A 14,343-nucleotide genomic window follows, 5' to 3' on the forward strand; every position below is an offset into this window, starting at 1 on the left:
CTTCTTCATCTCGACATTTTCGCTACGCCAACCGCGTTGCTCCCCCTGTGGTGGGCCCATGACAAAAAGGGTTATCATAACGATAACCCTGGCATGAAATGACGCTTTAGGCGCTGAAGCCAACGTTAACCGGGGAGGTCAGCCGTGTGGCTTGCAGGGCCCCGATCAGTTCGAATCGGTATTGTTGTTGTTCCCCCACATGGTACCGCCGCCGTTGCTCCCGCCCCAGGGAATGCCTGATGGGCCAACAGAGCCGGGGGCACGATCGCCGGTGACGTAGTTACCGACAGCACCGCCGACAATGGTGCCGACAACGCCGCCCGCCACGCCACCGATAGAGCCGATGCCACCGCCGATCGCTGCGCCGACAGTTTCCGCGGAAACCGTCAATGTACCGCTGCGATCTCCTGCACCGGAAATGATTGAACATTCTTCAGAGGTAAGATTGCGCATATTTGCTCCTTAATCATTAAATTTTCAAATAAGCCACGTTTATCATGCCGAGCGCTGCCCGCGATCGCTATTGAGCAATTTATGCGTGCCGATAACGGCAACGGCGATAAGGGCGTATTTCAAGAAGCGATTGAGGGTGAAATAATCCGCAATCGTGCCAGCAACAAGCCCAATTAAAATGGCGAACAATACAATAAGTGACTTTTTCATATGATGAACACGAATCTTCCTGTATTAGTTACTGTCGGCAGGATTGTTCGTCGATGTTTGTTTATTGCCACCCAACATGGATTCCACCATTTTGCCAGCGGTATAGGCGGCACCACCGATAACGGCACCGGCAACAGCGCCTGGGCCGGCACCGACACCGCCAGCCATGGCGCCGGTCATCGCTCCACCAACCGCGCCGGCAGCGACGGCCCCGCCCAGTTCCGCATAGCTGAAATCCCCAGCGGCTGCGATAAAGTTCACTTCATTAATCGTAAGTTCTCTCATAACGACTTCCTTATATTATTGGTTTTTGGTTTTTACAGTTTTCCGATACCAGAAAAATGCCACTAGCAAGGTTGAAAAGATAAAGGATTGAATGATTGTGCTGGTAAACCTCCTGTCTTCGGAAAAAAATAACGAATAAAAAATATCCATGAATGTGTAGTAAAAGCAGAACAAAAAAATCCAACTGCTGGGTAATTTCATCAGTGCCTCAATAGGTTTGAATGGCCAGGGGTATCTTCTCGCGTTATTCCAATGATGTGGACAACGCGCGCAGCATCCGCGACAGCGCTCGAAGAAGTTGAGCGTTGTTTAAAATGCTGTAATGCGTTTCTGCACAATAATTGAGTTGAACGTCATGAGAGGATTGCTTCTCCCAGCGTTGTGCAAGATTGGGGTGTTTACGCTGACGTTGCTGACTGAGCCAAAGCGTCAGCGGTATCGCTATCTGTGGCAGAGGGCCGGCGTTGTTCGTCAGATCAAAGGATTTTTTCAGCGCCCAACAAAAGGCTTCGGCATGTTCCAGCGTGATCTTCTCCGCAAGCACGCTCTGATTCAGCGCATAGTGCATTTTTATCTCGTTGGCGAAGCTGTCTATCGCATTCGTTTCTTGATGCCGACACAAATGACGCGCAATACCGAGAGAGTCGAACAGACTGAGGTAACTTTGCGCCACGCTGAAACCTCGATTCACTGAGGGTTGCTGGGCGGGCAAACCGCTGTCGATAAGCACCGCATGCGCAAAGGGCGCGCCTTGTTCCGTAGCCTGCGCCGCCATATGGACAGCTAATTGGCCGCCCAATGACCAGCCGGCGATAACGGCAGTGTCGCGTTTGGCACGCGGTATGGCCGCCAAATGGGAGGCGGCCAATCGCTGCAGGGTGAGTGTGTCGTCTGCGCCTGGCGCGGCCAACCCCGGGCTGGCGATGGTGATGATGTTGGCGCAGGCGTAAAGTTGTTTTGTCCACTTTGCATATTGATGTACCTGGCCACCGGCACCATGCACCAAATACAAGGTGGGCAGAGAGGGGCGATGGGCTGTGCCGGACAATATCGATAACGGCAAGGGCGCGTTATCGCGCAGACGCTCGGCAAGTTTATCGAGCTGTGAGTAGCCAAGGATTTCCGCCAGGGTTAATTCCACATTAAGGGCACGCTTGATGTTACCCAAAAACGTGATGCCGGAAAGCGAGCTGCCGCCATTGCTGAAGAAGCTGGCATAGGGGTCGATCTTGTCTGGAGCACAGCCTAACGTATCCGCCAACAACTCACGTAGCAGCATGAGTTCCGCGGACGCTGCGGGAACAACATCGCTGGCCTGACTCCGTTCGGTGCCTGGCGATAGCAAGGTGCGATCCAATTTGCCGTTGCGTGAAAGCGGGAAACGTTCAATAAGATGATAGTGGGATGGCGCCATATACGCGGGCAATGCGGCCGTAACCTGCTCGCGTATTCTTTGCTCCGCCTGGACGCTGGCTTTCCCCGCCTCGGTCAATGTGAAATAGGCTTCCAGATACGGTGTGCCGTTCCTGGTTTCATCGCGACAGACGACGCACGCTTCAGCGACCAGTTCGCTGCTTTTGAGCGCGAATTCGACGTCACCCAATTCGACGCGAAAACCCTGCAGTTTCACCTGTTGGTCTTCGCGGCCGAGAAATTCGATGTAACCGCTGCGATGCCAACGGCCACGATCGCCGGTGCGGTACACGCGTTCTCCGGTGGTTGGGAGAAGAACAAAGCTGCCGGCGGTGGTTTGCCTATCGCGCCAATACTCGCGGGCAACGCCAACGCCACCGATATAAATGTCGCCGGTAACGCCGAAACCGCACGGCTCGAGTTTTTCATTCAACACCCACATGCTTTGATTCGGCAATGCGGTTCCATAGGGGATGGCGTTTCTGTAGTGCGTATCTCGTGTAAGCGGATGATAAATTGACCATATTGCCCCTTCGGTGGCACCGCCAAGGCTGGTGATGGTGGCGTTGGGGCAAAGCCGATGTGCTTCGGCGATCAGCCGCGGAGAGATACGATCGCCGCTCAGCCAGATATGCCGCAGTTGAGGCAGCGACAGGATGTTTTCTTGTGCGCAGTATTGCACCAGCATTTGCAAGATGGCGGGAACCGAGTTCCAGATGCTGATTTTCCGCTGGCGTATCGCATGTAGCCATGCTGACGGCTCTTTAGCGTCGTGCGGCGATAACACGGTTACCGATGCGCCGGCTAGCCAACTGCCGAACAGGTCATAGACCGATAAATCGAAGGCCAGGTCGGCGAGCGCCAATACGTTGTCACGATGTGAAACGTTAAACAGTTGATTCATGGTCAGCAAGGTATTGGTGACGGCGCCGTGTTCCATCGCCACGCCTTTTGGCGTGCCTGTCGTCCCCGATGTATAAATGACATAGGCGAGTGCTTCCGCTTCGCCTGGTGGGAAGGTTGCTGTGCCTGTGACAGGGGGAGAAAACAGCGCCTCCAGATCCTGAACGCGGGTTGTCTGCGGATAGCGGGCGCGATGGTGAGCCCGATTGCTCACAACCCAGGCGCAACCCGATATTCGCATAATGGCCGCTACGCGGGCATCCGGTAATCCTTCGGCCAACGGCAAGTAGGCGCGTCCGGCGAGGATCACGCCGAGCGCCGCAATAGCTTGATGAGCGCCGCGTGGAAGATCGATGGCGATGAGCGCGCCTGGGGCGGTATGGGCGTTCAGCCAATGCGCCACGAGGCCGGCGTGCCGCAATAGCCGATCGTAATGCCACACCTGATCTCCCTCGAACAACGCCGGGCGATCCCCATGCTGGTGGGCAGCGCGTAACAGCCGATCGGAAAGAGGTTGCCGCAAGCATACCGGCATCGCCTGCCCGACGGAGAGCTGCCGCAATTGCCGGTTATCGGCCATTGGCGCCAGCGAATAGTGGTCGACGGCCCGCGAAGGATCGCAGGCAATTTGCTGCAACAGCAATGCGTAAGCTTGCGCCAATCCGTTAATACGCTCCGGCGTAAACAGCTTGGCGTTGTATTGCCACTCCAACTGAATGCCTTCTGCGCCGGAAATCACTTCCAGAACCAGATCAAACTTGGGCGGCGCATAGCGTCTTGGCAGGGTGTTAACCTGCGCACCGCCAAGATTTAGCTCGTTGCTTTTGCGATGTTGGCAGACGAACATGATTTGAAAAATGGGGTGGAACTTGCCGCGCGTGGGCTTGAGTTGTTCAACCAGATAAGAGAAGGGCAATCCCTGATGTTTGAAAGCGCGCGCAAATTTATTCGCGTTCTTTTGCAGCAGCGCGGTGAAACTGTCGTCGCCAGTGATGATAAATTGGTGAGCGATCGTGTTGACGAAGCTGCCAACGGCGTCGTTTAACGTCGGCTCGTTCCTGTTGGCGATCGGGCTACCGATGACCACGCGATCCGTCGCCGATTCTCTGGCAATCAGTAACGCGAAGGCGGAGTGCAACAGCGTAAACAGCGTCGTACCGTTATGTTTGGCTAACTGGGCCAGGGCCGACTGCAGTTCGTTCGTCAGCGATGTTCTGACGATATTCTGTGTTTTGCCTGCCGCGGTGATGGCGATATCGTATTCAAGCGCGTGTTTTTCCGGCGCACCATCCAGTTCATCGCGCCAAAACGCCATGCTGTCATCGACATTGGCGATGGCGAGGAAAGGGTCTTCAAGATAGCGGAAAAACGCCTGGCCGTTGTCATAATGCCAATGCTCTTCGTACGCTTGATAGTCACGGCTCAGTTCATCCACCAGCAAATTGGCCGTCCAGCCGTCGACCACGCAATGGTGGAAGGTCAAGAACAGATAGTGGTGCTGCGCGCTCTTTCTCAAGATCCGGCAGCGCAGAGGATACTCAGCCGCGAGGTCAAACGGGATCGTACACTGGGCGTTAAGCGCCGCCAGCATATTTTCTTGCTGCTCTTCACTGTTCAGCCTGCTGATGTCCTCGAGGCTGTGTTCGAAAATGGTTTCATCAGGATGCACGATGTCAACGGTGATGGCTTCACCGTCTAGCCGGTAGCGGCCGCAAAGCGCACCGTGCCGCTTGAGCAGTTTTTTCAACGCGGCGAGCAAACGCTCGGGTTCAAAGGGCCCCAGGATCTCTTTAGCGATCGGAATGTTATACAGCGGGCTGTTCTTGGTGAAGTTTTCATACAGCCACAGGTATTGCCCCGCGTAGTGATTGACGGTGTAACAAGGCTTCTCGCCGGTGTGCCGCTCTGAATTGTCCGGCGTACAGACAGATAAAAATGCGGTGATGTCTTCCTGCACCGCACTGAGTGCGGCGGCGTCAACATGCTCAATGGTTTGGCGTCGAGGCGACAGCTCGCCGAATTTTGCTCCCTGTTTCGCCATTTCCATCAGATTGATCAAGCCGATGACGCTCATCAGTGCGCTCCTTCCATGTTGACGTCGATAGTTTTCGCTGTTCGACCGCTTTTATTCGGGCGTTTGTCGCTGTGGGCGGAAATCAAATTCAGCCAATGCGCTAAGCTACACAACTGCACTCCCGGGTTTCTCCGCTGCGCCATTGTGAAGGCGGCGCGATGGTCGATATTCTCCCCATCATCGAAACCGAAGATCCTCAGTACGCAGCCGTTCAATCGCTCATTGGCCGTATCGAACCGAATGTGCGGGAAATAACCCAGCCGCGCAGAGAGGGCTATCAACTCTGTAACGCCGGCGTCGACGGCTTGGCGGCGCGCATCGACTTTATGCAGCAACAGTAGTCGCTCATGTCGGAAATCGCGTAGCAGGCCTTGCGTGAGTCTGGCTCCGCCGGCCGTATCATGCATAAAGATCATGTGGTTAACTCGGCCGGGCAGGGTGTGCAGCAGGGCCGAAAGTGCATCAAGCCAACTGGCATATTGAGTGGCTTCGTTCGGTACGTTGAATATGGCCGCGTTCAGCGACCATTCAGCAGGCAACGGCAGCGCCTGCGGTGACAGAATGTCCACATCGCGTTTGTCGGCGAGGGCGGCCAATAAAAGCCGTTCATCTGTGCCTTCGGGAGATTGAATAAACAGCCTGCTGCTGGTCGGCGCCTCGGTTGATAGACAGCGGCCGATAGCGCAACGGATGTCCAGATGCTGCGGATCCAGACCATAGCGTGCATGGGCCAACTGCGTCAGGTGTCGGCAGAAATCGGCGAGTCTTGGATGTTCAAGAATGTCGCTCAGGTTCAGATCCAACCGACAGTGGGCGTTAAGCACGTTAATGATTTTTATGGCCTGCAGGGACTCGCCGCCGAGCGTGAAGAAGTCGCCATCGTCACTGCCCAGCGTCGCCAGCCAAACTTCATGCACCAGGGTGTTGAATGTCGTCGAACGCAACTCCCGTGTGGGTTCAGGCATCCGGGATTGTCTCTCCAGGGTGCGATAATCAATCTTGCCGTTAGCCAGTTTGACCAGCGGCGTTGGATGATGCACGAAGCGCTGAGGAATATGGGCATTGGGCAGTTCGCCGTACAGTGTGCGGCGCATTGCCTCACTGAGCGGCTGCCGGCTGTGATAATGCGCGTACAGTTCCGTTCCCGCGTCGCCGCTTTTGGCCAGTACGGCAATCTCGACAATGGAGGGCAAGCGGGCCAGACAGCTTTCTATCTCACCCATATTGACGCGCTGCCCGGCGATTTTCGCTTCACGAATTTTGCGGCCAAGGAACACCAACTGCCCATCTTGGCGCTGGCAGGCGATATCGCCGGTACGAAAGGCGGGCATGAGATGGCCGTTGGCCTCAAGGGTGACGAACTTTTCCGCGCTCAGCGTTGGCTGATGCCAATATCCCAGGCCGACGGTCGCTCCGGCTATCAGTAATTCGCCGCTGCAGCCGAGCGGCAACGGCCTGAGATCCTCGCCGACGATCGCCGTGTATATACCATCCAGCGGTGTGCCTATCGTCACGGCGGCGCCATCGTTTTTGATTTCTGCGGCCGTCGCCACCACGGTTGTTTCGGTTGGGCCGTAGGAGTTGAATAACTTCCTGCCTTTGGGGTAGTGCGCGAACCAGCGTTCTTTGGCTCGCGGTGAAAGGCTTTCGCCGCCGATGATAACGGTAGTGACGGCCGGCGGTAGCGTCTGTTCACCACCGGAGGCGAACAGCATTTCATTAAAGTAGGCGGTCGGCAGATCCAACAGGCTGATTTGATGATCGTCGCAGAATGTGAAGAAAGCGGCAAAGCTGTGCTTGACGGTCTCGGGGGCGATACACAGGTGGGCGCCGGCCCCCAGCGTCATGAAAATTTCTTCGATGCAGGCATCGAAATGCAAGGGCGCAAATTGCAACACGCGTTCGTGCGGTTGAATGCCATAGCATTTTATCGCCGCATCGACAAAAACGTTGAGAGCATGTCGGGCGCCTATCACGCCTTTAGGCATTCCCGTCGAACCGGAGGTAAACATGATATAGCTGGTTCCGACCGGGAACGCCGGCGCCTCAGTCGATGTTTGCCGGCGAAACACGGTGAAGTGTGCGAAATCCGTCGGCATATTGAGTGTCGATGCGCGCCAATGCGCCAATGTGCCAGGCTCGGAATGAACGGAGGGACGCGTGCGATCGGTAATCAGGATAGCGTCGCTAAACTGTTCAAGCAGTTGACGGTAAGCCGCTCCATCCCCTTTGGCATTCAGGTTGACGAAGGGCATTTTCAATTGCAACGCAGCAAGCATGCAGATGATGGCCTCCGGCCCCTGCGGCAAGTCGAGCAACAGTACGGTATGTGCGGCGCGAACGGGAGCCAGGACATCGGCCAGCGCACGCCACTGCTGCTGCAAAACGGCATAAGACAGCGTTCTGAGCGATGACGAAGCGTGTTCAGGCGTGAGGATCGCCGTGCGTTGCGGCGCTTGAACGACGGCACGATCGATACGCTGCATGATATCGACCACGTTGTCGTTGGCTGTTTTACCCAGCAGCGAGAGCGGGAAACGTTGTCGCAATGCCGCGACGGAAAGATTTTCCGGATCGTCGTACAGCAAGGTGCACAAGGTCTGTATCCCCTGGCTGTGCCGCACCAGACTGGCCGCATCGTAAAGCCCTGAGTCGGCATCGATCTCCAGCCGCAGCGTTTGGTTATCGAGATCGGGACGCATGTTGAAGACCAGATCCTGCGCGCCTCCTGAGCGTAAGTTACGAATTTCACTACGCTGAGCGGGAGAGAATGAGGCTGCCGCTTCAAAGGGAATGATATTGACCACGATGTTGAACAACGGCGAGCGGCTGGCGACGCTCCTCAGACTTTTTATCTCTTCGTAACGAAACGCTTGATGTTTCTTGAGTTGCTTGAGCGCGTGTTCAATGGTTTGCGCCAACTGTCGGCATGAGGCGGTGTCCTCAATATCGAGAGTCAAAGGAACAACGTTGGTCTTGCAGGTTAGCGCCTGCCTCGACAGGGCGTCTGTTCGCGCCATCATAGGGACGCCGATCGTTTGCTGCTTCTCGCCGGTACATAAGTACAAATACGCCATCACCGCTACAAAAGTGCGCGCCAGCCAAGAAGGATGTTCGGTTTGCAGCGCAAGGCGCTCGGCAGGATAGGGCAACGACGTCACATGGCGGATGGTCTGTCCCGAGGGAATATTGGCGCAGGCTAATGTCATCGGGTCTGGCAGTGAGGCGCTGGCCGCTTGCCAAAAATGTCGGTCTGCTTGATAGGCGGCTGACTGTTTATACTCAGATTCAGCCCCGAGCAAGGCATCGATCGCCGGTACGTCTTGCGGTTGTTGTGTCTGGTCTCGGTAGGCCTGCGCCACTTGATGGATCAGCAAATAAGTGCCGTAACCATCAAGCAGCAGATGGTGGCTGCAGAAATACCACAGAAAGCGTTTCTCACCCAGCCTGATGATTTTTTGTCTGAATAACGGCGCCGCGTTCAGCGAGAAGGGGCGCTTAGCATCCGCTTCCATTAATTCGATAGCGGTGGCCATATCGTTGGCGCTCTGCGAAAGATCTACCCATTCCACTGAGATATTGGCGGTGACGGAATATTGATAAGGCGTGCCGTTATCCTCATCAAACAGAACGTGCAGCGTAGGGGTTTGGCTGACGACACGATGAATAGCACGTTTCATTCTTGCGATATCGAGAGTGTGATTTATTTCGACATATTCCGCGATATTATAGCTCGATTTGTCATCGCCGATCTTGGTGCCATAGTAAAATCCTGCCTGTGAATCCAGTAATTGATGTTTGCTCATTGCCTCATCCCTGACAATTATTTTTCTTTATTTTTTACAGTCATCAGTCTGCCCGTTCGGCGGGAGCGCCACACAACCGTGCGGCGTTCTACGATGGGGTGAACTCTTTTAAGGTGTTCCAAACATAAATGCGCGCTGCCTGGCTTGCAGCAAAAATCTAAAATACACAGCGTGCCGCCCTCATCCCATTCTGAGTTATGGAGAAGAAACTGCGGGTCGTTAATAAATCGACTCAGCGTCTCATCTCTCAGGTAGGCCCAGGTTATATACCCTATCGGGTTATCCAAATGGTCGAATAATATTTTAAATTGGTTTTGATTAATCGCTTCCTGAGTCCATAGCTGCAACGTTTTTATATGGTACAAACTGTAATTTTTATTCATCAACATACAGTTAACGGCGAAGCCCAGGCTCTCGTATTGACTGAACCTACTTTTACCCTGCTGGTTTTCTTTGATAAAACTCACGAAATATCCTCAGCGTTGTTATTGTAATACGTTGATCGCCTGGCGCTCGAAACGGTCGAGATAGGTTTGCAATTGTTCGGTGATCTCGCTGACTTCGCCGCGCCAGCCGGCAATTTCTTGAAAAATCACTTCACGGCGCATGAACGTGCGGGAACCCAACCTTCTGGTGACGGTCTGCTTCATCGCCAGTTGTAATCCGGCGGAGGTTTGAGCTGCTGATGTTTCCTGAAGGTATTGCGCGTATAACCGACGGAACGCCAGAGAAAATCTCTCCTCCGCGGTCGTACCCTGTTGTTCGGCGGGAACCCTTACGGGCGCGTCGATGAGCCGGTGCAACAGGGCAATCGCCGGATGAGCATTCCCCAGGCCAAGACCTTGTCGACGGGTAAAGACGCCGGGAGCCAAATCGAACATTTTTTGCAAGCGTTCGCCTAAGGCGAACCACTCGGCGGTGAGAGGCAGGCGTTGTAAAAATGCAGGGTCAAAACCCGCCATACCGAGATTATCCAGCAGGCAGGCTCGTTTATAGGCCATGTTGAAGGCCGCACCGATGCCTTGGTGCGCTGCCGCGAGAAATGCCGGGCCGAATTGATGTTTGGCTAAATAAAAAGCGAGATCTTGCAAGCCTCTCAGCAACAAAGGGGCGTCTTCATTGAGCTTGTTGTGTTGAATGTAGCTGCGCCCGGGATCGCGACGTTCTGCGGGAAAAACACTGCGAACACCATGAAAGTCCAGCAGCCTGCCGGCCATATCGCAATTGGAGGGTGAGGTCATCATCACCAAATGCCGGGTGCGGCAGTACGCGATCTGCGTCGCGAGACGCCGGGCAAGCTCGCAGAGCCCGTAGAATGCTTGTTCTTCCTGGGGCAATGCCAACCAGCTTGCGGCGTCAAACTCCGGGGGACGAGGCAGAAAAGCCGGTGCGGCGACAATCAGCTTTTCGACCCGCTGAATATCCGAAGGCTGCCTTTGCATTGCATCATGAGGATGATAGTAGGGTGCGCGGCAAAAATGTGCAGGGCGCACGACGGGCTCACGCACCAGCAACGCCTTGCGGTTATGGGGACTTCTCGCCGATTCAGGAGAGATGGCGGCTAAGGGGCTATCGGTCAACAAGATCGCCTTATTGGGCACGGCACCGTAAGGCAGCAGTTTGGCCATGACGTTCCCCCATAATGCCTCCAATACTGCGCCGGTCATCGTCAACTCACCATCGACATGCTTTGCCCCTTGACCGACTAACGCATTAGCCCCAATACCTTTAACCTGCCAACGCCCATCAAAGCCACAGCGTGCTCCGCCGCCGTTGCGCGAAATAGCGCCGCCGCCATAACGTTCGGCGAAAAAGACTTTTTCATCGTTTAAGCGCGGCGTACCGTCATCAAAAATAGCATGGCGATTATTTTCTTCGATGAGATAGCTGGTCTCTTTTTTCAGTTCGTCTTGTTCGGCAGGGCTTAATGCATTGTGCCAGAGTAATTGAGAACCTGTCTTTTTTGCGACGAAAGGGATCAAGCTTTCGTGAAGCATGGCGAGCTTTGTCATTTTTTAATCGTTATTTTTATTGGTGCAGAGTAAGTTAAATCCCGGCCTTATTGCACAAGGAATAATAAGACTGTTTTTTTAATTTGATGAATCCGGTGTTGAAAGTGAAGACGAAGGTGAAGGGCGGCCACCGCCACTGCCATTCCAGGTTGGGCCCATAGGAACCTGTGGAATAGCAACGTTAACCGGCATGTGTGGTGCGGCTTGAATAGCTATTTCCGTCCCGACGCCCACAGCTAAGGATACGGGGGTGGGTAATTTCGCTATTGTGCTCAGGCTACCGACAATGAGCGAAGTCGGATTATAAGAGTCGTTGCCGTCAGATCCGTTAATACATGACAATTCAACTTCCGTTAAGGCTCTCATTTAAACTCCTTCTTGCGAGAGGTGATAGATAAAACAAGCGAAAAAATAATCGCCATCGGCAAACCATAACTGGCCGTGGTTTTAAGGGCGGCCGTATCCAAAAGGATCGCCTGGCGCTGCAGGCAGTAGTCTAAAAATACGGCAAGGGGAAATATCAAGAACAGCATAACGATGTGGTACGCGCGCACGCCTTTTTTCTTCGCGTTTTTATAGATCGCACTGATAATGAGGATGAAAATGACAATAAGAACTATTTCCGTTATAAGGTGCAATTTGATTAGCTCCATTAATCAAAATTTACATCAAGTTACATTGGGTAACCTGATAAGTCAACAGGGTATTTTATGATTCCTCTTTATTTATCATGGCATTGAATTAATTAATCATAAAATGATTACTTTTTGTGACTATGTGTCGATGATGAAAAATAAAGATGTCAAAGAAGCGTTTGGCCGCGGTCGGCGAGGCGGTTAACTTCTAATCACTTGTTTTTGCTCAAACTGCCAACTGCGCCTAAGCTAGGTGATGACTCTGAGGGAGCCATTCCCCGAGACCTTATTCCGTGAACATGGAGGAGTTTCGATTTGATGCGTTTATCCACATTGGTGCTGGCGATCGGCATGGCGCTGGGCTCGCAGGCACAGGCAGCAGAAACCCAACCTCACGCCGACCATAGCGCGCTGCCCAGCGGCCAGGCGAAGGAGGCTACCGTGACCGGTGAAGCCAATCAGCACGACAAGCAAAAGACTCAGAATCCGTTCTTCTATCAAAGCCGCCTGCCGTTCCAGGCGCCGCCGTTCAACCTGATCAAGGAAAGCGACTACGCGCCGGCGATTGAAGCGGGCATCAAGCAAAAGCGGGAAGAGGTGGAGAAGATCGCCAACAACCCGGCCAAGCCCAACTTCAAGAATACCTTTGTGGCGCTGGAGCAGGCCGGTTCGCTGCTGACGCGGGTGATGAACGTGTTTGGCGCCATGACCTCGGCCAACACCAGCGACGCGCTGCAGAAGCTGGATGAAGAAACCTCGCCGAAGCTGGCGGCGCTGAACGACGACATCATGCTCAACGGCAAGCTGTTCGCGCGCATCAAGGCCATCTATCAAGATCGCGATGCGCTGAAGCTGGATCCGGAGTCGCGTCGGCTGGTGGAAGTCACCTATAAGAACTTCGAGCTGGCGGGCGCCAACCTGTCGGACGCCGACAAGGCCAAGCTGAAGGCGCTGAACCAGGAAGCGGCGACGCTGAGCACCCAGTTCACCAACAAACTGCTGGCGGCGAGCAAAAACGGCGCGCTGGCGATAACCGACCCGGCGAAGCTGGACGGTCTGTCCGAAGGTGAGCTGGCCGCGGCAGCGCAGGCGGCCGCCGAGCGCAAGCTGGAGAAACAGTGGCTGTTGGTGCTGCAGAACACCACCCAGCAGCCGCTGCTGCAGAGCCTGAAAGATCGCGACACCCGCAAAGCGCTGTTCGACGCCTCCTGGACGCGTGCGGAGAAGGGGGACGGCAACGATACCCGCCAGACCATTTCCCGTCTGGCCAAGGTGCGCGCCGAGCAGGCCAAACTGCTGGGTTACCCGAACTACGCCGCCTGGAAGCTGCAAAACCAGATGGCCAAAACGCCGGATGCCGCGCTGAGCTTTATGCGCAACATCGTGCCGGCGGCCACCGCGCGCGCCGAGCGTGAAGCCAAAGACATTCAGGCGGTGATCGATCAGCAGAAAGGCGACTTCAAGGTGCAGGCCTGGGACTGGCAGTTCTATGCTGAACAGGTGCGCAAGGCCAAGTACGATCTGGACGAATCGCAGATCAAACCTTACTTCGAGCTGAACAACGTGCTGAACAAAGGCGTGTTCTACGCCGCCAACCTGCTGTACGGCATCAGCTTCAAAGAACGCAAGGACATTCCGGTCTACCAGCCGGACGTCAAGGTGTATGAAGTGTTCGACAAGGACGGCAAATCGCTGGCGCTGTTCTACACCGACTACTTCAAGCGTGACAACAAGGGCGGCGGCGCCTGGATGAGCAACTTCGTCGATCAGTCTAAGCTCAACGGCACCAAGCCGGTGATCTACAACGTCGCCAACTTCACCAAACCGGCGCCGGGGCAGCCGGCGCTGCTGTCGTATGACGACGTGATCACGATGTTCCACGAGTTCGGCCACGCGCTGCACGGCATGTTCGCCGATCAGGAATACCCGAGCCTGTCGGGCACCAACACCGCGCGCGATTTCGTCGAGTTCCCGTCGCAGTTCAACGAGCACTGGGTCAGCGATCCGAAAGTGTTCAGCCACTTCGCCAAGCACTACCAGACCGGCGAGGCGATGCCGCAGGAACTGGTCGACAAGATCAAGAAGGCCGACAAGTTCAACAAGGGCTACAGCATGACCGAGCTGCTGTCCGCCGCGCTGCTGGACATGCACTGGCACATGCTGACCGCCGATCAGCCGCAGCAGGACGTGGACAAGTTCGAGGCCGAGTCGCTGCAAAAAGACAAGGTGGATCTCAGCTATGTGCCGCCGCGCTACCGTTCCAGCTACTTCCAGCACATCTGGGGTAACGGCTACGCCGCGGGCTACTACGCCTATCTGTGGACGGAAATGCTGGCGGACGACGCCTTCCAGTGGTTCACCGAGCACGGTGGCCTGACCGCCGAAAACGGCCAGCGTTTCCGCGACATGATCCTGTCGCGCGGCAACAGCCAGGATCTGGAGAAGCTGTACATCGACTGGCGCGGCAAAGAGCCGAGCATTGAACCGATGCTGATCAATCGCGGGTTGAAGGACGAGTAAGTTCGGCCACTCCCGATAAGCAAACAAAAGGG

General features: G+C 54.9%; 10 protein-coding genes. 1 reads left to right on the top strand and 9 read right to left on the bottom strand.

What is annotated here, in order from left to right; translation table 11 throughout:
* Window positions 1-165: 165 nt before the first annotated feature.
* The 9 genes from ACTJJ6_RS04435 to ACTJJ6_RS04475 all read right to left on the bottom strand — a co-directional run bounded on the left by ACTJJ6_RS04435 (window position 166) and on the right by ACTJJ6_RS04475 (window position 11,809).
* Window positions 166-453 carry a hypothetical protein gene (locus ACTJJ6_RS04435; protein ID WP_025302730.1) on the bottom strand — a complete coding sequence of 96 codons (288 nt, stop codon included), beginning with the start codon at window positions 451-453 and terminating at the stop codon, window positions 166-168.
* Between the two features lie 42 nt (window positions 454-495).
* Window positions 496-663 (bottom strand): hypothetical protein, encoded by a 168-nt coding sequence (locus ACTJJ6_RS04440; RefSeq protein WP_016927849.1) that lies wholly within the window; start codon window positions 661-663, stop codon window positions 496-498.
* Window positions 664-687: 24 nt separating this feature from the next.
* The gene (locus ACTJJ6_RS04445) at window positions 688-948 is read right to left on the bottom strand and encodes a hypothetical protein (RefSeq protein ID WP_016927848.1); all 261 of its coding nucleotides are present in this window, start codon (window positions 946-948) and stop codon (window positions 688-690) included.
* A 244-nt stretch (window positions 949-1,192) separates the two neighbouring features.
* A complete protein-coding gene (locus tag ACTJJ6_RS04450) occupies window positions 1,193-5,338 on the bottom strand; it encodes a non-ribosomal peptide synthetase (RefSeq protein WP_440802225.1) in 4,146 nt (1,381 codons plus the stop codon).
* Window positions 5,338-9,144: an AMP-binding protein gene (locus ACTJJ6_RS04455; RefSeq protein ID WP_164052831.1), complete on the bottom strand. Its 3,807-nt coding sequence runs from the start codon at window positions 9,142-9,144 to the stop codon at window positions 5,338-5,340. The genes ACTJJ6_RS04450 and ACTJJ6_RS04455 overlap by 1 nt, the downstream gene beginning before the upstream one ends.
* A 17-nt stretch (window positions 9,145-9,161) precedes the next feature.
* Window positions 9,162-9,611 (bottom strand): toxin-activating lysine-acyltransferase, encoded by a 450-nt coding sequence (locus tag ACTJJ6_RS04460; protein ID WP_025302733.1) that lies wholly within the window; start codon window positions 9,609-9,611, stop codon window positions 9,162-9,164.
* An 18-nt stretch (window positions 9,612-9,629) separates the two neighbouring features.
* Complete coding sequence (locus tag ACTJJ6_RS04465; RefSeq protein WP_016927843.1) at window positions 9,630-11,156, bottom strand: hypothetical protein; 1,527 nt, start codon at window positions 11,154-11,156, stop codon at window positions 9,630-9,632.
* A gap of 78 nt (window positions 11,157-11,234) precedes the next feature.
* Window positions 11,235-11,522, bottom strand: a complete 288-nt coding sequence (locus tag ACTJJ6_RS04470) for an E492 group microcin (protein ID WP_125460888.1) — start codon at window positions 11,520-11,522, stop codon at window positions 11,235-11,237.
* Complete coding sequence (locus tag ACTJJ6_RS04475; RefSeq protein ID WP_049298970.1) at window positions 11,519-11,809, bottom strand: hypothetical protein; 291 nt, start codon at window positions 11,807-11,809, stop codon at window positions 11,519-11,521. Before ACTJJ6_RS04475 ends, ACTJJ6_RS04470 begins: the two co-directional genes overlap by 4 nt.
* A 300-nt stretch (window positions 11,810-12,109) precedes the next feature.
* Between ACTJJ6_RS04475 and dcp the strand changes: the two genes are divergently transcribed.
* Window positions 12,110-14,311, top strand: coding sequence for a peptidyl-dipeptidase Dcp (gene dcp, locus ACTJJ6_RS04480; protein WP_440802231.1), 2,202 nt, complete (start codon window positions 12,110-12,112; stop codon window positions 14,309-14,311).
* Window positions 14,312-14,343: the final 32 nt, after the last annotated feature.

Source organism: Serratia sp. 22278, assembly GCF_052045405.1.
Taxonomy (GTDB): domain Bacteria; phylum Pseudomonadota; class Gammaproteobacteria; order Enterobacterales; family Enterobacteriaceae; genus Serratia; species Serratia marcescens.